General features: G+C 68.6%; 30 protein-coding genes. 18 read left to right on the top strand and 12 right to left on the bottom strand.

Features of this window, described 5'->3' with window-relative positions; genetic code table 11:
* The first annotated feature begins 214 nt into the window (after positions 1 to 214).
* Positions 215 to 352, top strand: coding sequence for a hypothetical protein (locus ITP53_RS40305; protein WP_195900728.1), 138 nt, complete (start codon positions 215 to 217; stop codon positions 350 to 352).
* A 2-nt stretch (positions 353 to 354) separates the two neighbouring features.
* Here the strand turns inward: ITP53_RS40305 and ITP53_RS40300 are convergent, their stop codons facing one another.
* A complete protein-coding gene (locus tag ITP53_RS40300; protein WP_328817319.1) occupies positions 355 to 708 on the bottom strand; it encodes a DUF2637 domain-containing protein in 354 nt (117 codons plus the stop codon).
* A gap of 65 nt (positions 709 to 773) precedes the next feature.
* Here ITP53_RS40300 and ITP53_RS40295 point away from each other — a divergent pair, with 65 nt between their 5' ends.
* The gene (locus tag ITP53_RS40295; protein WP_207757105.1) at positions 774 to 1,058 is read left to right on the top strand and encodes a hypothetical protein; all 285 of its coding nucleotides are present in this window, start codon (positions 774 to 776) and stop codon (positions 1,056 to 1,058) included.
* 216 nt (positions 1,059 to 1,274) lie between these two features.
* On the opposite strand, the gene ITP53_RS40290 is transcribed toward ITP53_RS40295, so the two are convergent.
* The 3 genes from ITP53_RS40290 to ITP53_RS40280 all read right to left on the bottom strand — a co-directional run bounded on the left by ITP53_RS40290 (position 1,275) and on the right by ITP53_RS40280 (position 3,209).
* Positions 1,275 to 1,964, bottom strand: a complete 690-nt coding sequence (locus tag ITP53_RS40290) for a GOLPH3/VPS74 family protein (RefSeq protein WP_207757104.1) — start codon at positions 1,962 to 1,964, stop codon at positions 1,275 to 1,277.
* A gap of 421 nt (positions 1,965 to 2,385) precedes the next feature.
* A complete protein-coding gene (locus ITP53_RS40285) occupies positions 2,386 to 2,667 on the bottom strand; it encodes a hypothetical protein (RefSeq protein ID WP_195900726.1) in 282 nt (93 codons plus the stop codon).
* Positions 2,667 to 3,209, bottom strand: coding sequence for a substrate-binding domain-containing protein (locus tag ITP53_RS40280; RefSeq protein WP_195900725.1), 543 nt, complete (start codon positions 3,207 to 3,209; stop codon positions 2,667 to 2,669). The genes ITP53_RS40285 and ITP53_RS40280 overlap by 1 nt, the downstream gene beginning before the upstream one ends.
* Positions 3,210 to 3,229: 20 nt before the next feature.
* Here ITP53_RS40280 and ITP53_RS40275 point away from each other — a divergent pair, with 20 nt between their 5' ends.
* The gene (locus ITP53_RS40275; RefSeq protein WP_207757103.1) at positions 3,230 to 4,000 is read left to right on the top strand and encodes a helix-turn-helix domain-containing protein; all 771 of its coding nucleotides are present in this window, start codon (positions 3,230 to 3,232) and stop codon (positions 3,998 to 4,000) included.
* Positions 3,913 to 4,215, top strand: coding sequence for an integrase core domain-containing protein (locus ITP53_RS61450; RefSeq protein WP_407941383.1), 303 nt, complete (start codon positions 3,913 to 3,915; stop codon positions 4,213 to 4,215). Before ITP53_RS40275 ends, ITP53_RS61450 begins: the two co-directional genes overlap by 88 nt.
* 168 nt (positions 4,216 to 4,383) lie before the next feature.
* Here the strand turns inward: ITP53_RS61450 and ITP53_RS61445 are convergent, their stop codons facing one another.
* Complete coding sequence (locus tag ITP53_RS61445; protein ID WP_407941382.1) at positions 4,384 to 4,932, bottom strand: hypothetical protein; 549 nt, start codon at positions 4,930 to 4,932, stop codon at positions 4,384 to 4,386.
* A 131-nt stretch (positions 4,933 to 5,063) separates the two neighbouring features.
* On the opposite strand from ITP53_RS61445, the gene ITP53_RS61440 reads away from it, so the two are divergent.
* Positions 5,064 to 5,708 (top strand): tetratricopeptide repeat protein, encoded by a 645-nt coding sequence (locus ITP53_RS61440; protein ID WP_407941381.1) that lies wholly within the window; start codon positions 5,064 to 5,066, stop codon positions 5,706 to 5,708.
* Between the two features lie 423 nt (positions 5,709 to 6,131).
* On the top strand, positions 6,132 to 6,971 hold the full coding sequence (locus tag ITP53_RS40265) for a hypothetical protein (protein ID WP_195900724.1): 840 nt from the start codon (positions 6,132 to 6,134) through the stop codon (positions 6,969 to 6,971).
* Between the two features lie 104 nt (positions 6,972 to 7,075).
* Here the strand turns inward: ITP53_RS40265 and ITP53_RS40260 are convergent, their stop codons facing one another.
* The gene (locus ITP53_RS40260) at positions 7,076 to 7,990 is read right to left on the bottom strand and encodes a hypothetical protein (RefSeq protein WP_207757100.1); all 915 of its coding nucleotides are present in this window, start codon (positions 7,988 to 7,990) and stop codon (positions 7,076 to 7,078) included.
* Between the two features lie 17 nt (positions 7,991 to 8,007).
* Between ITP53_RS40260 and ITP53_RS40255 the strand changes: the two genes are divergently transcribed.
* The gene (locus ITP53_RS40255) at positions 8,008 to 8,391 is read left to right on the top strand and encodes a hypothetical protein (protein ID WP_207757099.1); all 384 of its coding nucleotides are present in this window, start codon (positions 8,008 to 8,010) and stop codon (positions 8,389 to 8,391) included.
* Between the two features lie 13 nt (positions 8,392 to 8,404).
* Here the strand turns inward: ITP53_RS40255 and ITP53_RS40250 are convergent, their stop codons facing one another.
* Positions 8,405 to 8,560, bottom strand: coding sequence for a hypothetical protein (locus ITP53_RS40250; RefSeq protein WP_195900722.1), 156 nt, complete (start codon positions 8,558 to 8,560; stop codon positions 8,405 to 8,407).
* A gap of 635 nt (positions 8,561 to 9,195) precedes the next feature.
* Here ITP53_RS40250 and ITP53_RS40245 point away from each other — a divergent pair.
* From ITP53_RS40245 to ITP53_RS40235, 3 genes are read left to right on the top strand one after another with little or no spacing between them, the layout of a single operon-like run.
* Positions 9,196 to 9,537 carry an ArsR/SmtB family transcription factor gene (locus tag ITP53_RS40245; RefSeq protein WP_195900721.1) on the top strand — a complete coding sequence of 114 codons (342 nt, stop codon included), beginning with the start codon at positions 9,196 to 9,198 and terminating at the stop codon, positions 9,535 to 9,537.
* Positions 9,538 to 9,540: 3 nt separating this feature from the next.
* A complete protein-coding gene (locus tag ITP53_RS40240) occupies positions 9,541 to 10,047 on the top strand; it encodes an SRPBCC family protein (protein ID WP_195900720.1) in 507 nt (168 codons plus the stop codon).
* Entirely contained in the window at positions 10,047 to 10,667 is a 621-nt protein-coding gene (locus ITP53_RS40235) for a dihydrofolate reductase family protein (protein ID WP_195900719.1), read from the top strand. The genes ITP53_RS40240 and ITP53_RS40235 overlap by 1 nt, the downstream gene beginning before the upstream one ends.
* Before the next feature lie 645 nt (positions 10,668 to 11,312).
* Here ITP53_RS40235 and ITP53_RS40230 read toward each other — a convergent pair.
* Positions 11,313 to 12,086 carry a helix-turn-helix domain-containing protein gene (locus tag ITP53_RS40230; protein WP_207757098.1) on the bottom strand — a complete coding sequence of 258 codons (774 nt, stop codon included), beginning with the start codon at positions 12,084 to 12,086 and terminating at the stop codon, positions 11,313 to 11,315.
* Between the two features lie 359 nt (positions 12,087 to 12,445).
* Between ITP53_RS40230 and ITP53_RS40225 the strand changes: the two genes are divergently transcribed.
* From ITP53_RS40225 to ITP53_RS40210, 4 genes are all read left to right on the top strand, one after another.
* Positions 12,446 to 12,664, top strand: a complete 219-nt coding sequence (locus tag ITP53_RS40225) for an SDR family NAD(P)-dependent oxidoreductase (protein WP_195900718.1) — start codon at positions 12,446 to 12,448, stop codon at positions 12,662 to 12,664.
* Between the two features lie 128 nt (positions 12,665 to 12,792).
* Positions 12,793 to 13,629 carry an SDR family NAD(P)-dependent oxidoreductase gene (locus ITP53_RS40220; protein ID WP_195900717.1) on the top strand — a complete coding sequence of 279 codons (837 nt, stop codon included), beginning with the start codon at positions 12,793 to 12,795 and terminating at the stop codon, positions 13,627 to 13,629.
* Positions 13,630 to 13,741: 112 nt separating this feature from the next.
* Positions 13,742 to 14,482, top strand: coding sequence for a DUF2306 domain-containing protein (locus tag ITP53_RS40215; protein WP_195900716.1), 741 nt, complete (start codon positions 13,742 to 13,744; stop codon positions 14,480 to 14,482).
* 361 nt (positions 14,483 to 14,843) lie between these two features.
* Positions 14,844 to 15,263, top strand: coding sequence for a hypothetical protein (locus ITP53_RS40210; protein ID WP_195900715.1), 420 nt, complete (start codon positions 14,844 to 14,846; stop codon positions 15,261 to 15,263).
* An 86-nt stretch (positions 15,264 to 15,349) separates the two neighbouring features.
* Here ITP53_RS40210 and ITP53_RS40205 read toward each other — a convergent pair whose 3' ends face one another.
* From ITP53_RS40205 to ITP53_RS40190, 4 genes are all read right to left on the bottom strand, one after another.
* The gene (locus tag ITP53_RS40205; protein WP_195900714.1) at positions 15,350 to 15,889 is read right to left on the bottom strand and encodes a hypothetical protein; all 540 of its coding nucleotides are present in this window, start codon (positions 15,887 to 15,889) and stop codon (positions 15,350 to 15,352) included.
* Positions 15,886 to 16,332: a hypothetical protein gene (locus ITP53_RS40200; protein WP_195900713.1), complete on the bottom strand. Its 447-nt coding sequence runs from the start codon at positions 16,330 to 16,332 to the stop codon at positions 15,886 to 15,888. The genes ITP53_RS40205 and ITP53_RS40200 overlap by 4 nt, the downstream gene beginning before the upstream one ends.
* Positions 16,329 to 17,468, bottom strand: a complete 1,140-nt coding sequence (locus tag ITP53_RS56405) for an ATP-binding cassette domain-containing protein (protein WP_207757097.1) — start codon at positions 17,466 to 17,468, stop codon at positions 16,329 to 16,331. Before ITP53_RS56405 ends, ITP53_RS40200 begins: the two co-directional genes overlap by 4 nt.
* Positions 17,469 to 17,725: 257 nt before the next feature.
* Complete coding sequence (locus ITP53_RS40190; protein WP_195900712.1) at positions 17,726 to 17,938, bottom strand: hypothetical protein; 213 nt, start codon at positions 17,936 to 17,938, stop codon at positions 17,726 to 17,728.
* Positions 17,939 to 18,226: 288 nt separating this feature from the next.
* On the opposite strand from ITP53_RS40190, the gene ITP53_RS40185 reads away from it, so the two are divergent.
* From ITP53_RS40185 to ITP53_RS40170, 4 genes are read left to right on the top strand one after another with little or no spacing between them, the layout of a single operon-like run.
* Positions 18,227 to 18,619 (top strand): GntR family transcriptional regulator, encoded by a 393-nt coding sequence (locus ITP53_RS40185; protein ID WP_328817308.1) that lies wholly within the window; start codon positions 18,227 to 18,229, stop codon positions 18,617 to 18,619.
* A complete protein-coding gene (locus ITP53_RS40180) occupies positions 18,616 to 19,503 on the top strand; it encodes an ABC transporter ATP-binding protein (RefSeq protein ID WP_195900710.1) in 888 nt (295 codons plus the stop codon). Before ITP53_RS40185 ends, ITP53_RS40180 begins: the two co-directional genes overlap by 4 nt.
* Complete coding sequence (locus ITP53_RS40175) at positions 19,500 to 20,546, top strand: ABC transporter permease (RefSeq protein ID WP_195900709.1); 1,047 nt, start codon at positions 19,500 to 19,502, stop codon at positions 20,544 to 20,546. The genes ITP53_RS40180 and ITP53_RS40175 overlap by 4 nt, the downstream gene beginning before the upstream one ends.
* On the top strand, positions 20,543 to 21,895 hold the full coding sequence (locus tag ITP53_RS40170) for a S41 family peptidase (protein ID WP_236051677.1): 1,353 nt from the start codon (positions 20,543 to 20,545) through the stop codon (positions 21,893 to 21,895). The genes ITP53_RS40175 and ITP53_RS40170 overlap by 4 nt, the downstream gene beginning before the upstream one ends.
* The last annotated feature ends 198 nt before the right edge of the window (positions 21,896 to 22,093 follow it).

The following is a 22,093-nucleotide window of genomic DNA, read 5'->3' as shown; positions in this document are numbered from 1 at the left end:
TCGGGTGCACCGACACAGTCAACTCCATCCGCGGCCAGGAGGGAACGACCGCAGACAGCATGATCACGGACAAAGCCCGTCAGATCACACACCCGAACCCGCGTGTCGCGAGTTAACCAGCAGGGTCCCTGCTGCTGCGGAGGAATGTCTCCAAGGAGGCGGAACTGCTGGTGCTTCGACACCAGAAGGCGGTCCTACGCCGTCAGGTCCCGGGGTGCGCTACGAACCGGCCGACCGTCTGTGGTTGGCGGCGCTCTCGCATCTACTTCCCCCGCGATCGCTGGCGAAGACCTTCCCGATAACCCCGGCCACCCTGCTGGCCTCGCACCGCACACTCGTGGCGAACAAGTGAGACTACAGCAACCGTCGCCGTCCCAGACGGCCCCCCACCGCGGCTGCGGTCAAGACCCTCGTCCTGCGCATGGCCGTGACCGTCGGCTCCGCGACCGCCACGTTGGCCCCGATAATCGCCAGGCTGCTAACGATCAACAACGCCCACGGCAATACGCCGCCCCGAGCGCCCTGCCTGCTGGCCCTCAACAGCGCCATCGACGCCGCCACGATCGTGCCATCCACCGCGAATGGAAGGAGAGCCGCAGCCAACTCATCCTCACTATGCGCCACAGCCAGCTCACGCATATGCCGAAACGACACCACAGCAGCAATCCCAGCCAGCACCAGGACAGCCGCCGTGGTCGTCCACCGGATCCACCGACTTTGCGTCAGGATTCAACAGACGCCTGGCCGAGTACTGGGCCAAACGGCGAGCTCGGGTGAAGCCTCCGCTCGATCGCTACAGTCTCCGCCTGCTCACCAAGCAGGACGGCCGCTGCTCGCTCTGCGGGCACCACCTGCTCACAGTGGACCAGCCACCCGAATCGCCTGAACAATGGGCGCGATGGTGGTTGAACGTCGTCCGACGCGCGATAGCAGCCGACTACCTGACGCACTACGGACGGCCCGGCCCCGCCGGCGATGGCCAGACCCGCCTTGTTCACGCCTCCTGCCATCGCGGCTACCGCGCCCGCCTGCGCAGGAGCCCAGCACAGCACACCTGAACCGCCCTTCGCGGCTTGCTTGAGCCGTGTGCCGCGACGAGTGGCACGCACGGTTTTGAGGGGGACCCGGTGCAGCAATGCACCGGGGCTACCCGGCGAGCAGAGCGCCGGCCCGTCGTGTGCCCGCGACCGGCAGCCGCCCTCGCGCTGACCGCCAGGGAGCCGCAGGCGGTCACGAGCACCCGGGTGGGTGCCCTGACCGCGTTCGCCGCGGGGTCACTCGCCGCCGCCGTCGTCCCCGCCGTCGCCCCCGCCACCGCTACGCGGGCTCGGTATGGCGCCGCTCAGCACGGTGCTGGTGTCACGCAGGTCCTCGGCGAAGTCCAGCACGGCCCCGACGCCGCGGGCGCGGTCCTTGCGCTGCTGCCAGCTGAGCCTGAGGCCGAGCTCCCCAGCGAACCCCGCGCTGTCCACGAGGTCGCTCAGGAACAGCAGATGCTCGTCGAGCGGGGCCTGCTGGTCGTAGACAGCGCGTAAGTGGGCGATGAGCGAGCCGCGGGCCGACGGGTCGGGGTGGTGGCGTTCTCCGGCCAGGAGCCTGCCGGGCTGGTGGCGCAGCAGGCCCTGTCCGATCAGTGCGTCGCGGTGCAGAGCGAGGGCCGCGCGGCGGCGATGGCGCAGCCACCCGTGCAGCCCCGAGCCGGATTGCAGCGTGCCCAGCACGTCGTCGGCCCAGCCGAGACCGGTGCGGCGGGTGTCCAGCAGTTCGATCGTGCCGCTGGCGCGGTAGACGTCGAAGCCGAACAGCTTGGACTTGCGGACGCGCACCCGCAGCCTGCGGCCCAGCGCAAGTTCGCCGAGCTCGGCGGCGGCGCAGCCGTAGGCCGCCTGCTCGAAGTCACGCACCCTGCCAGACTCCTGGTGCGCGAGGAGCAGGAACTCCCCGGGCAGGGGCAAGTGCCACATAGGTTCATTATGGGCCATGGAAGATCGCCGCAAGGCCCGATCTCCCAGGCCGGATCGCGGGCCACCGCCGGGACCATGCACGAACAGAACCCTGTCACCGCTCCGCAGCGCCGCGCCGAAAGCGGCGAGCTCCTCCTGGCGCCCGACGAAGGTCCCATTCCTCGCGGCCATCAGACGCCGCCCCAGGAGGCCGAAACCCTGGTTCGTCACCGAACGCATACCGGTTACCACAACTTCCATCCGTAAATTTCCAACAATTGAGCAAGCATGCGATGTGCCCGCGGTTGGGGCTGGCGCCGGCTGCGCCTTCCGCTTCCCGGACCTGTCACAGGGCGAACGCCGCTGGAGCTCCATGAGCTCGACGTGGCAACCGCACCAAGGGCGGCATCAGGCCCTTCGCGGCCATGGGAGCCGAGGCAGGTCACTGGTGCGAGGCCGCCATCGTCGCGCGGTCCTGGCGGTCGGGTTCTGCGGATGGGCGGTAGCCGAGGCGGCCGCGGGTGACGATGAGTATCACCATCGCCGCCATGATGCCCGCCCGCAGGGTGATCCGGGAGGACTGCTCGGCGGTGGCCAGGGAGGGGAACATGTCGGAGTAGGCGATCGACATGAAGTTGTTGACGGCCCAGGCATCGAGCACAGTGCTGGTGACGAAGTGCTCCTCCAACCCGACGAGCCGCATCCGCTTTCCGTCGCCCGGCATCAGGACTCCAACAGCCAGGGCACGAAGATGTCCTCACAGGTCAGCAGGTCCTGAACCAGACCCTGCTCGTGGGCGTAGCGCAGGAAGGTGTCGACCGCAGTGCGGTTCTTCTCCACCCCGTAGGGCCACCAGTCCTCCCCCAGGGTGCGCAGGTTCTCGGCGAACAGCTCGCTGAACCAGGGCGTCATCAGAGCCATGTGCTGCTTGGACGCCTGGGCGCGATAGTGCGTCGCCTTCGCCTCCTTCGCCTGGAGAAACGCGTCGTAGATTGCTCTCGCCGCTTCGGGGTGGTCGGCGAGGTAGTCCTTGCGGATGGCGACCACATGCATCATCGGGAAGATCTCGGTACGCCGGTAGTAGTCACGCTCCACGGCCTCGTAGTCGACCCACAGGCGACGCACCCGCGGGTCACCGGCGAGGACCTCCTTGGGCACGTCGACTGAGATGAGGGCGTCGATCTCCCCGGAGAGCAGCATCGCCCCGAGCGTCTCCCCGTCGCCGGAGTGGCGGACTGCGACGTTCCCCGGCACCGGCTGCGGCACCCATCCGAACTTCGGGATCGGTGCTTCGGCATCAGAACACGGTCCTGCGCCGTCAGGTCCCGCAGGTGCGTTACGAGCCGGCCGATCGCCTGTGGTTGGCAGCGCTCTCACACCTGATACCCCGCTCCCGATGGGCGGACATCTTCCCGATCAGACCGGCCACGTTGCTGGCCTGGCACCGCACACTCGTGGCCAAGAGGTGGGACTACAGCAAACGTCGCCGTCCCGGACGGCCACCCACCGCGGCTGCGGTCAAGACCCTCATCCTGCGCATGGCCGCGGAGAACCCAAGGTGGGGCCACCGGCGCATCCATGGAGAACTGACCCGCCTCGGCCACAAGATCTCGGCTTCTACCGTATGGAACATCCTGAACCGAGCCGGGATCGATCCCGCTCCGCGCCGCAACGGACCGACATGGAAGCAGTTCCTGACCACCCAAGCCGAGCACATCATCGCCGTCGACTACCTCCATGTGGACACCATCAACCTCACCCGCCTGTACGCCCTGATCATGCTCGAACACGGCAGCCGCCGTGCCCACCTGCTCCGCGTCACCGCCAATCCCACCGGCCCCTGGACCACCAAGACCGTCCGCAACTTCCTGATGAACACCGGCACCGACATGACAAAGCGGAAGTTCCCGATCCGCGACCGCGGTGGCCAGTTCACCGATGCCTTCGACGCGGTCTTCGCTGCCCCCTTCTGCGTGTCCTCAAGAGTCCACCGCAGGCCCCGAAAGCGAACGCACACTGCGAAAGGCTCATCGGCACCCTACGTCGCGAACTCCTGAGTATCACGCTCATCCTCAACGAGCACCACCTACGCCGAACCCTCACCCGCTACCTGCAGCACTACAACACGACCCGACCCCACCGCAGCATCGGACAGCTGTCCCCAGCCCAAGCCGAAACCGGACCGCCAACCCCCATCGACCTGACCAACCAACGAGTCCACCGCAAAGCCATCCTCGGCGGCCTCATCAACGAGTACCAGATCGCCAGCTGAAACCACCGAGAATCAGCAGGTCAGACACCGAATCCAATTATTGAGCCCCACACGCACGGAGCGCACAAACGCCAGAGGAAAATTCTAGAACGCATCCGATCCCGCATCACCGCAGGTCAGACCATGATCAAAGCGCGCCCTGCAGGATTCGAACCTGCGACCGTCGGACTAGAAGCAAGATCTTTTAGTGCCGCGCTGTGCCGTTGGGTGACGGTCGACGTACGGGCGATCTTCTCCTGGTCGTACGAGACCCTCGCGGACGAGGCGGCGGCCCGGACGTTCCGGCTGGTCGCCGGGCTGCATCCCGGTCCCGGCTGCACGGTCGACGCCGCCGCCAGCCTGGTGGGCGTCCCAGTCTCGCGGGTACGGGCACCGCTGGCCGAGCTGACCCGCGCCAACCTGCTCACCGAGCACGCCCCGGGCCAGTACTCGTGCCACGACCTGCTGCGCGCGTACGCCTCCGAACTCTGCGAGGCCCGCGACGCGGACCGGGACGCCGCGCGGCACCGCGTCCTGGACCACTACGTCCATTCCGCATTTGCCGCCGTGGCGCACCTGCACGGGCGTATCGAGACCATCGCCCTCGCCTCGCCCCGCGCGGGCGTCTGCGTGACGGGCTTCGCCGGGACGGACGAGGCGATGGCCTGGTTCGCGGACAAGCGTCCCGCCCTGCTCGCCGCCCTCGATCTGGCCGCCGACCTGGGGCTTGACCGACACGTCTGCTGGCTGGCGGGGGCGTTGTTCGTCTTCCTGCACCGGCGGGGACGCTGGCACGACCGGGCCGAGACCCAGCGGGCCGCCGTGGCCGCCGCGCGGCGGCTGGGCGACCCGGTGGAGGAGGCCCGCGCGTGCCGCAATCTGGCCGCCGCGCTGGCCGATCTGGGCCGCTTCGACGACGCCCACCACCACCTCGACGCCGCCCTGGAACAGGATGTCCCCTCCGGTCAGGCGTGGACGCACTACTTCCGGAATCTCGTGTACGGCTTCCAGGGCCGGGAGGCCGACGCGCTCGAGGCCGCCCGACGCGCCCACGACCTCTTCGACCGGCTGGGCGACGAGGTCGGACAGGCCATCGCGCTCACCACCTCGGCTGGTACCACGGGCGCCTGGGAAACCACGGCCAGGCCCTTGACCTGTGCGAGCGGGCCCTGGTCCGGCATCAGAAGCTCGGCAACCGCCCCTACGAGGCCCACACGTGGTCATGCCTCGCCGACACCCGCCTCCAGCTGGGCGACCCCGCCGGGGCCGTCCCCTGCTACCGTCAGGCCCTCGACGTGTTCCGGGAGCTCGGCGACCCGTACGCCGAGGCCAGCACCCTCGCGCACCTGGGAGCCTGCCACCACCTCGCCGGCGACCACGCGACCGCCGGCGAGCACTGGCGTCACGCCCGCGCCCTGCTACGTGACCTCGATCCGTCCACCTTCGACCAGGTCCACGCCCAGTTGACGACCATCGACAGGTCCGCGGCCGACGCCTTCCGCGGGCGGCGCTGAGCTGTGTTCACTGCGGGACTTCCAGGAGTTACAGCAAACAGGTGCCGTAAGTACCTCTCGTGTTTCGCACTTCTGGACGATCATGTTTCGGCTGCGGCCCCGGCTGCGAGGACCCTGGGTTTCTCGGGTGTGGCCTGGTAAGGGGCTTGGGGCCGAAAACGTTCGGCGATGATGACGCGGCGGAGCTTGATCACCATATCTTCGAAGGACGGTTCGGTCTTGGTGGTGTACCAGCGCGAGCGTGAACGGCGTTCGGCGTGTGGGTTCGGCGTGTGGGTGCCAAAACGTGACGGAGTCCGAACGGCTGGTCTCCGGGTACCCCACCCCCGCCGACGGTCGGCGCGAATACCAAGCGGGCCATCCGCCGATGTCCTTCCCCGCTCGGCGGATGCTGGGAACGTCCCGGCATGTGACCCTAGGCACATGAGCGACGATGTCCACTCGGGTCACCACTGGCGTTTCCTGTACGAGAGGATCCTTGGTCACGAGGGTCCCGGGCTGGCCGATGAGCTGCGGCGGTGGCTGAATGAGCATCCGGCGCACGTAGAGGAAGTGCGGGAGGCAGGCCGACCCGAGAGTCACCTGATCCCCCTGGGGAAGCCTCCCTACCGGGGCTACAGCACGCTGGAGCGGTTGTACGCCGTGGGCCGCATCATCGACCTGCTCATTCTGAACTACCAGCACCCCTCGCACGATCTGGCGGCGACTCCGGACGCGCTTCATCCGCCGGTCGGCGCCTACCCTGCCTTTTGTGGGGCGCTGGGTGCGGATCAGATCGGTAGGCGTGAGTTCCACCCGTTCTTCCACGAGATCGTCGAGGTGCGGCAGACCGACGACCCTGAGGAGCGGCCCTCGATCGTCGAGGAGCGCTGGCCCGGTTATCTCGTCGGGTCCATGTTGCTGATACGGGCCGGAGTGGTCGTCGCCGCCGGGGCGAGACACCTGGTCGGAGGGGTCGCTGACCGATCCACTTTGTACTGGTCCTTTTGGCGCCGATCGCGATCCACCCATGACCTCTCGCACGCCTGGGGACACAATTCGCAGTGGGCAACCGACTTCCGCCGCGACTACCTGGTCAACGGCCAATTGCATTACAACGTGGACAAGGCCCTGGACCCGGATCACGACGAGAGGTGGGATGAGGACCTCGACCCGGTATCGATGATCGAGCTTGTCCGGCACCGGTGCAGCACCATTGTCGATCACGGTGCTGATCAGTTCCCCTATGACCATCACTATGTCGAACCAGCCTCCGCAGACTGAACCAACGTGGAGGCACCGACCTGCCGGAGATCGCGGAACTGACGAACAGGACTCGTTCCGGTCGTGTGCCGCTCGAATATTGAGTTGTGTAGCCTGAGCTGCGGTTAAGCGGCGTGGTGGTGTTCGTTGATTGTGCCTGCGACGACGGGTTTTCGGCGAACGGATCGCAGGTCGTTGAGTTCGGTCACGTCGTGGGCAGACTGCGTTGCGATGTCCGGGGATGTTGTTCGAGACTGGTGTGGTCGGTGCCCGTTGTCATCGATCAGATACTCGCGGAGCACGAAGGTCAGGTGGCGTTCGTTGAGGATCAGGATCCGGTACAAGAGTTCGCGGCGCAGGGTGACGATGACCCTGTGGGTGCCAAGAACTCGGCCGCCCTGTGCGACCTGCGCGTATTCGTGGATCAGCCCGCCGAAGCGGTCACGCCGAATGACCCTGATATCGTCCTCGACCGGGTCGGGAAGGGGCTCGCAGCGGGGCGGCCTGGCCCAGGGAGCGATGCGGGCGATGCTCATTGAAGTGGGCCTCGTAAATGGCCAGCACGCGCCGTAAATGGCGAGCGTTGACGAATGAGGATCCGATCGAGAAGTTCTCGGGCGCAGACCACCGATCCAGCGTTCGACGAACGCGTTGGCCCGCGGAGCGCGAGGGGGCGTCCTGAGGATGCAGATGCCCCCGGCCGTGAAGACGTCGTCGAACATCGTGGTGAACTTCGTATCCCGATCGCGCATGAGGAACCTGAACCCCTTCGCCCTGTCCCCCAGCTCGATCATCAGGTTCCTGGCCTGCTGTGCCACCCACGGCCCGGTCGGGTGCTCGGTGACGCCGAGGACGTGCACCCTGCGGGTGCCGATCTCCATGACGACCAGGCAATACAGGCGTTTGAACAGCACGGTGTCGCAGTGGAAGAAGTCGCACGCCAAGATCCCCTCAGCTTGAGCACGCAGGAACTCACTCCAGGTCGGTCCCGCGCGTCGCGGCGCTGGGTCGATGCCGGCCTTCTTCAAGATCAGCCACACCGTGGAGCCCCCGGCGCGTGGCGGAGCACGGGCCCGTGGTGCTGGTGGCGGCCAGCCTCGGCGGCCTCACCATCACCGGCGTGGGCAACGCGATCCCCGAGCTGGTGAGCCGGCTCGTCTACATCTCCGCCTGGTCTTGCGTGCAGCGCTCCAACCCGATGGAGTACATGCAGGAGCCCGAGTTCCGCGCCAACCTGCTGGGCCCGCTGTACGCGTTGAACGTCGGAGACCCGGCTCAGCTTGGTGTCGGCCGGGCCAACTACCGCACCGCGGACGTGGAGCTGCTCAACGCGCTCAAGGCCGCGACCATGGCGGACTTCAGCGACGAGCGGTTCCGTGCCTTCCTCAGAGCGCGACCTGACCGGCCAGGCCCCCACCCGCAGCCCTGCGGGAACAGCTGAACGTAGCGAGGGACTACCGCAGGCGGATCGCCTCTGCGGTGCGGTAGCAGACCGGGTAGACCGGGTCCCCGTCGGCGTCCAACCCCTCCACCAGGCGGTCATCGGTCACCACGATCTCCCACTCACCCGGGGCGGCCATGCCCCGCACAGCCCCGGCAGCCACGGCCACGACTGCTCGTCCTTGTCGCCCTCGGCGAGTGGGTGGCGGACCTGCACCAGCGTCTGGTCTGGGAACGGGTTCGCCCGTCATGACACCGCCTCCACCAAGGTCTCCACGCCAACTCCAGGTCCGATTTGGCCAGTATCTTGTCGATCGTGCCCGCGGCCAGCTCATCGGCCAACGCCAAGATGACCGTGTTGCTCGCCGCGAACGCCTCCACCGCGGCCACGTACTGGTCGACCTTCGCGACCGTGGCCGCGTTCAGGTCCTGGGCCTGCCACCGCTCACATGCGCCCCACCTCAGACAAGGAGCCACGTGGCCGAAGGCAGCACCACGCCAGCCGAAGAGAACGCCGCCCGCGTCTCGCCTCTGTCACCCACCCGGCCTGACGGCTGGCCCGACTGGCTCGGACGCCGCCCCATCCCCGTCACTGAACGCGACCGGCTCCGTCAGACCATCGACGCCGATCGACTGTCCCGCGAGACCACGCGCGCCCAGGCCGACCAGCAACTGGAGAGTCCTTGGCGTTGTTCCCTGAGGAAATAGTCCCAGCACCCCTGGTTGTTCAGCAACCCGCTGATGGCCACCCGCACCGAGGAGTCGTTCGGCTTGACGCATGCCGATATCGGAATATGATGGCGCCATGGCACGAGCAGCGACGACGTCGGACGTCTTCAACGCGATCGCCGAGCCGCAGCGCCGGGAGATCCTGGTGCTGCTGCTGGCGGGTGAGCGGCCGGTGACCGAGTTAGCCCAGGAGCTGGGGATGACCCAGCCGAGGGCGTCCAAACACCTGCGGGTGCTCCGGGAGGTCGGGCTGGTGCGGGACCGCAAGGCAGGCAAGCAGCGCCTGTACGGCCTTGACGCCCGCGGGCTGCGACCGGTCCACGAGTGGACCGGCGGGTTCGAGCGGTTCTGGAACGAGAGCTTCGACCGGCTGGACGCGTACGTGCAGGACCTCAAGCAGGCAAGACAGGAGGAATGACCGATGGCAACAACAGGACGGGACGCGCCGGCGCAGTCAGCGACGGCCGACCGCGAGATCGTGATCTCCCGGGTCATCAGTGCCCCACGGGAGCTGGTGTTCGAGGCGTTCACCGAAGTCCGGCACCTGTCGCGGTGGTGGGGACCGGAGGGGTTCACCACCACCACGCGCGCGTTCGAGTTCCGCGTCGACGGGGAGTGGGACTTCGTGATGCACGGACCGGACGGGACGGACTACCAGGAGTGGATCTCCTGGACCGAGATCGCCCCGCCGGGGCGGATCGCGCTGCTGCACGGTGAGTCCCGCGGCGACCCGAACGCCTTCGAGTCGGTCCTCACGTTCGCGCCCGACGGCGCGGCGACCCGGATCGAGATGCGCACGGTGTTCCCCACCAAGGAACTGCGCGACGAGGCGGTCGAGAAGTACCACGCGATCGAGGGCGGCCAGCAGACCCTGAGCAACCTGGCTGCCTACGTCACCGAGATCGTTCGGAAGGGAGTTGAGGGCTGATGGCCGGGAAGGTGTTCTTCAGCGTGTCGATGTCGCTGGACGGGTTCATCGCGCCCGGGTCCCTCGGGGATTTGATGGGGCGGCAGTGGATGGAACTGCAGGCGTGGATCTTCCCGCAGCGGTTCTTCCGGGAGAACTTGAAGCTGGGCAAGGGTGGCGAGGAAGGGCGCGACAACGACATCGTGCGGGAGACGTTCGAGCGCACCGGCGCGAGCGTGATGGGCAAGCGCATGTTCGACGCCGGCGAGCAGATGTGGCCGGAGGAGGCGCCGTTCCACACGCCGGTCTTCGTCGTGACGCACGAGAAGCGTGACCCCTGGGAGCGGCCGGGTGGGACCACCTTCCACTTCGTCAACGACGGCATCGAGACCGCGCTCGACCAGGCCCGCGAGGCCGCCGGCGACCGAGACGTCCGCATCGCGGGCGGCGGCGCGACGATCCTGGAGTACGTGAACGCCGGCCTGATCGACGAGTTCTCGATCGCGCTCTCACCCGTGCTGTTCGGCTCCGGAATCCGCCTGTTCGAGGGCGTGGACGCGGACCGCGTGGCCCTGGAGCCGGTCCGCGCGGAGCCGACGCAGCGGGCGACCCACCTGACCTACGCAGTCCGGGAGCGGTAACTGTCTCGACCTCAGCGCTCCCCCGCCGAGGTCAGCAGCAGCGCGGTGAGATCCTCGACGCTCTGGATCGGTGCCGTTGGCCCGGCCCCGGATCAGATGCTCCTCATACGGGCTGATCTTGATGTCGCGGCCGTCCTTGGCCGTGGTGCACCGCTCGCGCAACGAGCAGGATCCGCACGCCGCGCCGAAGGCGGCCGCCCCACCACCGTCGCCACGCCGGCGGATCCCGGCCGCCACCCCGTTGGGGCCGGTCACCTGCTCGGTCTCCAGGTCCACGGTGAAAGCGTCCTTGGTGAAGCGGCCACCGGGCGCGCTGGCCGGCTGGGGCTTGACCAGGGCGTCGATGCCTTCCTTATACAGGGCCCTCCGCTCCCGAAGCCACGCAAGGTCGCAGGTGGCTGAGCCTGACGCTCAGGTCGTGGCTGCCGCTCGTCATGCGAAGCATACGCATGACGGTCGTGGGAGACGGGCGTTGCCCCTTCTTCGCACCCCTGGTGGTGAGCCCAGGTAGAGGGCGAAGAGATCGGTGTCGTCGTCTTCGTCTTGTCGCGACCCATGCAACCGAGGCCCGCATCGACCCGCGAGGCATCGGCCTTCGTGGTCAGGTGCGGGGAGAAGTTGTCGAGCACGATCGCGATTCGGATCTCAGGCCCCAGGCGCCGGGCCACCGGACGAGCGGGCGAACTCGGCCGGTGTCTGGCCGTACTGTCGCTTGAAGGCCCGGATGAAGTGGCTGCTGTCTGCGAACTGCCAGTGGGCGGCAAGTTCCGAGATGCTCGGCCGGCCCCTCGATGCGAGCAGTTGGAGGCGGGCCTGTTCGAGTCGGCTGCGGCGGATGTACCCGGCCACGGACTCCTCAGCCGCGGCGAACGCCCGGTGCAGCGTCCGTACAGAGACGTTGAGTTCGCGGGCCAGCATCGACGGAGAGAGATCCGGATCAGCGAGACGGCTGTCCACGAGGTCCTTCGCCGCCTGGGCCAGCGCGAGGGCCAGCCGAGGCTCGGTGTCATCGAACTCCTGCCTCAGCACCCCTTTGACGAGCTCGATCAGCGCGCCGTGGGCGGCCTGCGCACCGGCCGGAGTAAGGTCATCGAACATCTCGCCGACCAGGTGCACGTGGGCCATGAGCAGACGCATTTCGGCCGAGGCAGCCGATCCGGCGATCAGGCGGTCACCGATCAGCGGTTGGAGGGCGGACGCGGGCAGGATCAGCACCTTCGCCGTCGTGCCCTGTGCGACCTCGAACGTCGACGGGCCGCTGTGGCGGAGCGCGAAATGCCCGGCCGATACGGTGATCTCCGCGCCGCGCCGCCGCGTGAAACTCCAGGCGCGGTGCCGTACCACGTGCATCAGGGCCCGGTCGTCACGGGGGTCGAAAACGCCGCCGATGAGCGACTCGCTGTGGACATCCGCGATCATCGAGTCATGCACCTTGACGGCGCGTGCACTGATCCGGAAGTCACCGATGCTGCCCGGCGTGAAAGGGGGCGCGGGATATGCCGAGCCGACCTGTTCCTCCCACCCGCTCCGGAAGCGGTCGTAGCCGCGCGTCGGGGTGCCCGGTGCGGTGACGTCCGCGGAGAACGTACCGCCGGACCTGGATTTGTTCGTCGCTGTCAGGGCTGCCTCAGCTGTTGTGGCGCTGATCTTCTGCCGGTATGGCGCTGCCGTACAACCGTATGCGGTGTCGCTCCTTCTAGCGTAAGCACCCCAGGCGTACGGCCTGCAACTGGACACGAAACCGGTGGATCAGCCCGGCCCATGGGAGGACCGCAGTCGTGAATCGTTTTGCCGATCAAGCAGTGGTGGTCACGGGAGCCGGGTCGGGCATCGGCGCCGCGGTCGCGCACCGGTTCGCCGCCGAAGGCGCCACCGTCGTGGCCGTCGGCCGGACGCAGGAGAAGCTGGACAAGACCGCCGCGGCGGCTCCTGCCGGATGGACCACCCTCACGCGCACTGCCGATATCGCCGTGCCGGACGATGGCTCCAGGCCATGATCGGCGAGATTCCCGCCGAGGGGACAGGCGGTCGTCGTTGCCGCGCCCGCGGGTGCGTTCGGGTGGGGTTTCTCCGAAGAGGAGATGGTGTGCTGGTCGCTGCCCCACGCTCTCGATGGGAGTTCGATATGAGCGACAAGAAAGTCGCGGTCGTGACGGGGACATCCAGTGGGATCGGTCTTCACACCGCCGTGGGTTTGGCGCGCAAGGGCATTCAGGTCGTCGCGACAATGCGGGACACCAGCCGGGCCGACCGCCTGCGGGCCGAGGCCGCCCGCCAGGGAGTCGACCTGGCGGTGCGGAGGCTGGACGTCACCGACCGCGACGGTGCTCGTGCGTGCCTCAACCAGGTGGCCGCAGACTTCGGGCCCATCGGCATCCTCGTTAACAACGCCGGTCAAGCCACCATCGGTACGCTGGAGCAACTCGACGACGCCGCCCTTCAACAGCAACTCGACGTCAACTTCCTGGGCGCCGCCGCGCTCACCCGGCATGTGCTGGCGTCGATGCGGGAATCCGGTGGCGGCCGAATCGTCAGCGTCAGCAGCGACGGTGGCGTCGTCGGCCAGCCGTTCCTTGACGCCTACTGCGCGTCGAAGTTCGCCCTCGAAGGCTTGATGCAGTCGCTCGCGCCGATGGCGGCCCGTTTCGGGATCGCGGTCAGCGTGGTCGAGCCCGCGTCTGTCGCGACGAACGTCACGGAGAACATCAACCTTGAGGCCCTGTCCAACCCTGACGACCCCTACCGCAACCTGGGGGAGAAGTACCTCAAAGCCGCCTATGCCGCCATGGGGAAGGCGCAGGCGGTTCAGGAGGCGGCCGCGGTCGTGATCGAGGCGGCGACGACCGGCACTCCACGTTTCCGCTGGCAGACCTCCGAAACCGCGGTTGCTTCGGTCGGACTCTCCCTCGCCGATCTGGACGGCGGCAACGTGGTCAACGCCATGTCCCACTGGCTGGACTGAGCCATCCGGTACAACGCGCGGCACAGTTAGCCGATTCGATGGCCGCGCGTTTTCAGGCGAGCACCGACTACCACCTTTTGATAGTGACTAATCACAAGCATTGGAGCGCCGAATGACCGCCGCACCCGTCTCGAAGACCACCCGCTGCCGCTGGTGGTGGGCGTTGTGGGGGCTGATGGCCGTGCTCGCGGTGGGCATCGCCGGCTACGCGGTGCCGCCGTACCTGACCGGGAACTCGGCCGACAGCAATGTGCCGACCGACCCGGACGTCGCCGCGCACTATCTGTTTCTCGGGGTGCACGCCGTTTTCGCCGGCCTTGCCCTGATCATCGGTTCGTTGCAGTTCGTGACCCGGCTGCGCGTCACCAGGCCCAAGCTGCACCGGGTCCTCGGCCGGGTGTACATGATCTCCATCGTGATCGCCTCCGTGGCGGCCGTGTTCCTCGCCGCAGTCACGCTCGGCGGCTTCGCGCTCCAGGTCGCGTTCTACATGCTCGCGGTGGCCTGGCTGTACACGCTGACCATGGCCTACCGGTGCATCCGGCGCGGCGAGGTGCAACTGCACCGGATCTGGATGATCCGCAACTACGCCCTGACGTTCGCCGCGGTCACCCTGCGCATCTACCTACTCCTCGGCCTGCAGCTGAAGCCGCCGTCCACCTCGTTGGAGTTCGACGCGATCTACACCGCCAGCGGGTGGGCGTCCATCCTGGGCAACGTGCTCGTGGCCGAGTACTTCATCATCCAGCGCACACTGGCGCCGCTGGCCCGCCGCCGGCAGCGCCAGGAGTCCGCACCGGCCGCCACCCCGGTCGCGGCGGGCCAAGGCGACCAGGGCGTGTTTCAGAAGTGAGTTGAGGGTCGTGGCTTGCAGCGGCTCGTCCAGGCCGCCGAGCAGCACGACGGGTAGCGCGCTGCCGGCGGACCTGACCAGGTCCTGCCAGCTCATCCGTTCGCCGGTAGTGATGATCGGAACCTGTCCAAGAGGCTCACTCGGCGCCCCCTCGTGAGTGCCGGCGGCGTTCCCGTGCCACGCCGCTCGATCATCCGCTCGCTCGATGCCCTGGGCCAACGAAGGAGGCCCGGGGGCGCCGATCGCCCCGACCCCCCGGCACGGAGCCCGGCTGTCACCTGCGATCGTCATGGCCTTGCCACGTTCCTCTCACGTGCCTCATGCCTGCGTCCTACAGTTCGCGATCCCCCAGCACCGGCCGGTGGCCGCTTCGACGCATACACAGATAGAACCGACAAAACCGGAGACTGCCGGTTCGGCCAAGCCACGCGCGGATGAAGGGTTCCGGCAGCGTGTCGCCGCCGGGCGCGCGGGCGAGCACCATGACCCGCTCGGCGAGCGGCTAACGCAGGGGCAGCAGCCTGGGCACCAAGCGAACGTAGAGGACCATGCCCACCACCTCCACCAGGGTCTGCGCCAGCCACGGCCCGCCACCGCCTGCCGGGCGTGCATCCGGATCGGCGTGGGGACGGCCGGGGCCGAGGCGGTCCTGGTGATCGAGGACGACGGCCCCGGCCTCACCCCCGATGAGGCCCGCAAGGTGTTCGATGGTTATCTGGGGTTGTCAAGCGTTCTAGCCGGTCAGCCGCTTGAAGGACATTCAGGCACGTCAGACAAGTAGGCTGCTCGCGTTCGGCGCGCAGGTGGATGGTCGAAAGGCGTGGGGTTGCAAGCTGCCGCAGTGTTCAGAGCAGGGCCCGAACCGCGCTACTCGTCGGCGTAGGGCTTGAAGAGCACGTCGCGTTCCATCCACGACTCGTTGAGCAGCTCACTGTGCACCTCGCCCTGGGCGATTCCCAGGAGAAGGTCGGTGGTGAGCAGGTCGTACCTCTCCCACACGTCGCCGTTCCGGTCCGAGACCCGGATCGGGTACGAATCGGCCGCCGCCTCGGGTGAGACCTGCCAATAGAGCGTGACCCCCGTGCCGGTCGAGGCCCAGGGCAGCAGCCTGGAATCAGGGTCGAGATCGTCGGGCGGTCCCACGACCTCGTCCTCGAACAGGTCCTGGAGCTGTTCGAACTCCAGCCCCGACCGCTCGAGATCGACGTGCTTGAGACCGGGGCCGGGCGCCGGAACGTAGAGCCTCAAGGAGCCCAGCCAGAGTCCGCCACCCCCTGCGTCGAGAAGCTTGCGGTAGTCCTGCGGCACGGGCGCCCCGAGCCGGTGCTCGACCTGTTCCCAGTCGAACGGGCCGGCCAGCGGTGCGAGACGTGCCGTTTCGATCAGCTGCTGAGCACTGGTTGTCATGCGGGTGCATTCACCATCCGCAAAGACCCCGAGAAGGAAACCCAGCGGCTGATCGCCAAACTCGAAGCTCTCGGCCACAAGGTCACCCTCGAACCAGCCGCCGCCTGACGCAAACCTGCCCACCGAACCGCGCCCAGCACCACGCCCGCCGACGCGCCGGCGGCGAAGCCCAGCAGGACGCGCTGCCCGCTGATCGCGACGTGCTGCCAGAGCTCGCCGCGCCGAGCCAGCTCCGCCACCGCCGCCAGTACCGCGGAGGGCGCGGGAAGCTGCGCCGGGGTGAACACACCCGCGGTGGCGGCGACCTGCCAGGCGGCCAGCACGATCAGCGGCACCACCAGCCCCGCGGCGATCCGCCCCGTCCGCGACGGCCGACGCCCGCCGAAACGCGGCCGCCGAACGTCGGCCGGCCTGGAGACGGGACCGCCGGCACGCTCGGTCACGAAGACGCCCGCGCCTTCTCCGCGAACCGGGGCTCGAACAGCGAGTCCAGCGCGCTACGTGCCTCCGTCTCCGAGCGCACCTGGCTCTCGCGGACGAGGGTCGGCAGGATGCGCTCCAGCACCGCGCGCTGCTCGGCGCCGGGCACCGGGCTGATCGCCGTCTCCGTCCGCTCCTTCAGCACCACCGAGGCGACCTCGGGGGTGAGCTTGGCGTCGGCCGCCAGCAGCTGGACGGCCTCGGCGGGGTGCGCGGCGACCCACGCGCGTGCCCGCTCGTAGGCGTCGATCACCTTCTGCGCGAGGTCCGGATGCTCGGTGAGGAAGCCTTCGCGGGCATTGAGGAAGCCGTAGGAGTTGAAGGCCGGGTTGCGGTAGACGAGCTTGGAGCCGGCGTCCACCTGGCTCTGCGCCATCAGCGGGTCGAGCCCGGCCCATTCGGGGTGCGCGCGGTCACGCGGCCGGGGATGTGGCACGTCGAGCACGGTCAGGACGGTCGCGCCCGCGTCCGGCGGGCTGCTGCCGAGCAGGACCACCCGGTCGGCCAGGTGCAGGGCCTCGTCCACGTCGTGGGTGACGAGCAGGACCGTGGTCCCGGCGCCGCGCTGCACGTCGGCCAGCAGGTCCTGCATGCGCAGCCGGGTGAGGGCGTCCAGCGCGGCGAACGGCTCGTCGAGCAGCAGCACGCCGGGCTGCCGGGCCGGCGCCCTGGCGAGCGCCGCGCGCTGGGCCATGCCGCCGGACACCTGGCGCGGCCGGTGCCCGTGGAAGCCGGCCAGGCCGACGACGTCGAGCCAGTGCCGGACGATGCGGTCACCGTCCACGCGGCCGGTGCCCTTCGGCAGGCCGAGCGCCACGTTCCCGGCGAGGTCGCGCCAGGGCAGCAGCCGCGGCTCCTGGAAGACCACGGCGCAGCGCTCGTCGATCCCCCGGACGGCGCGGCCGTCCACCAGCACCTTTCCGGCAGCCGGGGCTTCCAGCCCGGCCACCAGCCGCAGCAGGGTCGATTTCCCGCAGCCCGAGGGGCCCAGGATGGCCACGATCTCGCCCGGCGGGACGTCCAGCTCGATGTCCCGCAGCACGGCGTGACCATTGCCGAAGGTGTGGCCGAGGCCGCGCAACCCCACCCCTGCCGCCATGCGCCTCCCTTTCATGTAATCCATAATTTGCATGATTGCCCCACGCGGGGTCTGGTTTTGTGAAGGGCGCCGCGTCTGGCCGCCGCGTGCACCAGCGCCCCGGAAACCTGGGACAGCACGGCTCGCGCCACCGCGAGCCCGGCACAGCAGCGTCGCGGGGCCGTCGCTTCCCGCGCCGCCCGCGGTCAGGGAGCCCAGAGCGAAGCGGCGGCCGTGCACGGAGCCGTCCCCGGTGATCAGCCGGCCGTCGGGCACGCTTACGTCCAAGAGGCCGACCGCTTCACGGCACTGTTGCCGAGCGGCGGTTGCTGTCCGCAGGCGAGCCAGGCCCACATCGTCAACGAGATGCGATAGATCCGCTTGGACGACTCGCCGATCCCGGCCGAGCGCAGATAGGCCTCGACCGCGTCGCCGTACGTCTCGGGGCGATCTTGGCCAAGGGGGATCACGTCGGCGGTGCCAGCACTCATCATTTCCAGCTCTCTGCTCTGCCGCAATAAATGCGTACACCTCGACCTCGGTCACCGAGGGAGGCGCTCCAGGTCAGCATGGCCGCGATCATGAGCTTGCCCGCAGTAAATCCGGTATTTACTGCGGCAGCCATTCGGCGAGGCAGGGGAAAGTTCTACCCCGGCGTAGGGCTGAGGAGCGATGGACCGCTTCGGGGCGCCACCGGGCGAGGCCTATACAGCGATCCTTATGATCCTTTAACATCTGTGACTCTAAAGTTCTAGGAGCGTAGATAAATGGAGGAGCCGGTGATCGAGTTCCATCTGGACGGCAGGTCGGGTGTTTCGCCGTACCTGCAGCTGGTCCAGCAAGTACGGCATGCGCTGCGGCTCGGCGTGCTGCGCGAGGGCGACCAGCTGCCGACCGTCAAGGAGGTCGTGGCGCACTTGGCGATCAACGCCAACACCGTCCTGAAGGCCTATCGGGAACTCGAGCACGAGGGCCTGGTCGCCGCCCGGCCAGGGGTGGGGACGTTCGTGACGGCGACGCTCACCAACGCCTCGCTGGCCGCGCACGGCCCGCTGCGGCTGGAACTGCGGCGCTGGCTGGCCAAGGCCCGCCGGGCCGGACTCGACGACGAAAGCATCGAGGCCCTCTTCATGACCACCTTTCGGACCACCGCTCAGGAGGACATAGCGTGAACACTGTCCTACAGGCCCAGGGACTGGGCAGGAAATACGGCAAGCGCTGGGCGCTGCGCGAGTGCACCATCGACATCCCGGTGGGCCACGTCGTCGGGCTGGTCGGCCCCAACGGAGCCGGCAAGACCACGCTGCTGAAGCTGGCCAGCGGCCAGCTGGAGCCGACGGCGGGCGGCATCACCGTGCTGGGCGGCCGTCCCGCCAGTGGCCCGGCGCAGTTGGCCAGGGTCGGGTTCGTCGCCCAGGACACCCCCGTCTACGCCGGGCTGACCGTCGCCGATCACCTGCGGCTGGGAGCGCGGCTCAACCCCCGCTGGGACGCCACCATGGCGCGGGACCGGATCGCGCAACTCGGTCTCGATCCCGCCCAGCGGGCAGGCAAGCTGTCGGGCGGCGAGCGTGCTCAGCTCGCCCTTACCCTGGGCCTGGCCAAGCGGCCCGAGCTGCTGATTCTGGACGAGCCGGTCGCCTCGCTCGACCCGCTGGCCCGCCGCGAGTTTCTGCAGGGGCTGATGGAGGCCACGGTCGAGCACGAGTTCAGCGTGGTGCTCTCCTCCCACCTGGTCTCCGACCTGGAACGGGTGTGCGACTTCCTGATCGTGCTCGTCGACTCCCGCGTCCAGGTGGCCGGGGAGGTCGACAAGCTGATGGCCACCCATCACCGGCTCACCGGCCCGCGCCGCGATCCCGACCGGCTCCCCGCCGACCAGCACGTGGTCTCCGCGCGCCACACCGACAGGCAGAGCACGTACGTGATCTGCACCGACGCCCCGATCCACGACCCCGCCTGGACGGTCACCCAACTCAGCCTGGAGGACCTCGTCCTGGCCTACATGGACAAGCACACCGCGGACCAGCGAGTCGCCCTGGAGGTGCGGCTATGATCTGGCTGACCTGGCGCCAGTTCCGCGGCTCGGCGGCGATGATGGCCGCCCTGCTCGTCATCCTCGCCACCGCCCTGGCCCTGACCGGCCCCGGCTTGGCCTCCGACTACTCCGCTGGGATCGCAGCCTGCACCCAGGACAACACCTGCGACCGCTTCTACGACCGGTTCCTCGGCGGGCACGATACCTCGTTCATGGCCCTGACTCTCGTCGTGCTGCTCCTGCCCGCCCTCGCCGGGCTCTTCTGGGGGGCACCGTTGATCACCCGCGAGCTGGAGGCGGGCACGCACCTGATGGTGTGGAACCAGAGCATCACCCGCGGCCGCTGGCTGGCGGTCAAACTCGGGCTCATGGGCTTGACCGCCGTGGCCTTCGCCGGCCTGTGCGGCCTCATGGTGACCTGGTGGTCCGACCCTCTGGACAAATCAGCCGCTGAGGACTTGGCCCTGATGGCTCCCCTGGTGTTCGGCGCGCGCGGCATCGCCCCGATGGGGTACGCGGCCTTCACCTTCGTCCTCGGCGTGACCGTGGGCATGCTGGTACGCCGCACGCTGCCCGCCATGGCCCTCACCCTGGCCGCCTTCGCCGCGATCCAGCTCGCCATGCCGCTGCTGGTCCGGCCCCACCTGATGCCCCCGATCACCTCGACCTTCGAGCTCGGCAAGACGAACGTGAACGGCATCGGCATAAACCGGGACCGAGGCGGATATGTGGAGATTCGCCTGAGGTCGGCCGTTCCCGGCGACACCGGCGCGTGGGTCCTGTCCACCGCCCTCATCGACGCGTCCGGACGTACGATTGCCAGCGGCGACGATGAAGCCGCTGCCCGGGTCTCCACCACGTCGGGCCCCTGCGCACCGTCGGCGAGCGCCGGGGACAGCTGCATGGTCGAGATCAACCGGCTCGGCTACCGGCAGCAGGCGACCTACCAGCCCCTTGAGCGCTTCTGGCCCTTCCAGTGGATCGAGACCGGGATCTACGCCCTGCTCACCCTCGGCCTCACGTGGTTCTCCTTCTGGTGGATCCGCAGGCGCCTGTCATGACCATCACCAGGATCGCGGCCGCCGGGCTCGCCCTCCTCCTGGCGGCGGCCTGCACGGCACCGACGCCGCCGCGCAGCCAGGCGAGCACGGCAGGCAGTACGGCTTGCGCACGCCCCCAGGGACCTCCCGGGGCCGAGACGGTCACCACGATCGACGTCATCGAGCAGGCGTACTTCTGCATCCTCGGCAACTACTACAGCGGCGCCACACTGGACGCCCGCTCGCTGCTGAGCGCCGGATTCGTCGCCCTGACCCAAGAGCTCAACCGCAACGAGCGCGACGTGCCCGACGCGACCATGCCCGCGCTGACCGGCGATCGCAAGACCGACTGGACCGCCTTCGAGGCCGCCTACCGCAACACCACCGATCAGGTCCCCGACCTCCGCGACAAGCTGGCCGTCGTCACCCTCGAGGCCATCGTGGCCAGCCTCGGCGACAACCACGCCCGCTGGGCGCACGACGCCGCAGGGCGTCACCCCGACTACTACGACGGCGACGGCTACGGCCTAGGTCTCCAGGCGAACGTCAACGGCCCACAGGTGGACGGCAACCCCGGCGTCGCCCTCCGCCCGCTGTTCGTCACCATCGTGCAGGGCGGCGCGGCGCAAGCGGCCGGGCTGCGCCCGGGCGACATCATCGAATCGGTCAACGGATCAGCGCCCTTCATCGACGGGAAGGCCACCCCCGCCATCGCCGCCCTCTACCCGGGGTACCCGGAGGCGCGCCCGGTCCGGCTACGGCTCCTGCGGCAGAGCACCGGCCGCCGCTGGAGCGTGACGCTCAAGCCCGGCCTCTACCAGCGGGATCTGCCCGCCCTGCAAGTGGTGACCTCGAAGCTGCTGGACGACGACATCGCCTATGTACGGCTGCGCGGGTTCGCTCCCGACTCCGCGAACAGGTTCTTCAAGGCGATCTCCAGGCTGCGCACCAGCCGGACGCTCACCGGTGTCGTGCTGGACCTGCGCGGCAACGGCGGCGGCAGCCCCGTGGAGGCGACCCGGCTGGTGAGCGCGTTCGCCCACGGCAAGGTCACCGCCTACCAGTGCACCGTGAACGGCAAGTGCGAAACTTCGCGGACCGACGACACCGTCGAGCTGCTCAACCTGCCGCTGATGGTACTCACCGACCGCAGTTGCGCCTCGGCGTGCGAGCACTTCAGCTCCGCGGTCAAGGACCTGCGCGTCGGCCAACTGGTCGGCACCAGAACCGCCGGCGTCATCTCCGGCCCGGCGCAGCCGTACCTGCTCGGCAACAACACCCTCCTGAGCTTCCCCGCCAGGCACCATCTGGGGCCCAATCGCGAGGTGATCGACCGATCGGCGTGCCACCCGACCACCACGTACCCCTGACCCCGAAGGACGCGGCCGCCGGACGCGACCCCGCGCTGGCCAAGGCCCTGACCTTGCTGCACCAGTGAACGGACCTCTAGATGAGATACCTCCTGGCAGTCGCCGCAGGACTGGCCGTCCTGGCCGCGTCCGCCTGCTCCGCGCCCACGCCGTCCCGGTCCCCCGCTCCGTCGGCCACGCCCACCGGCCCCGCCACCC

The sequence above is a fragment of the Nonomuraea cypriaca genome (genome assembly GCF_015645445.1).
Classification (GTDB): domain Bacteria; phylum Actinomycetota; class Actinomycetes; order Streptosporangiales; family Streptosporangiaceae; genus Nonomuraea; species Nonomuraea cypriaca.
Note: the sequence above shows the minus strand (reverse complement) of the source record. Positions and strands in the feature narration are given on the sequence as shown.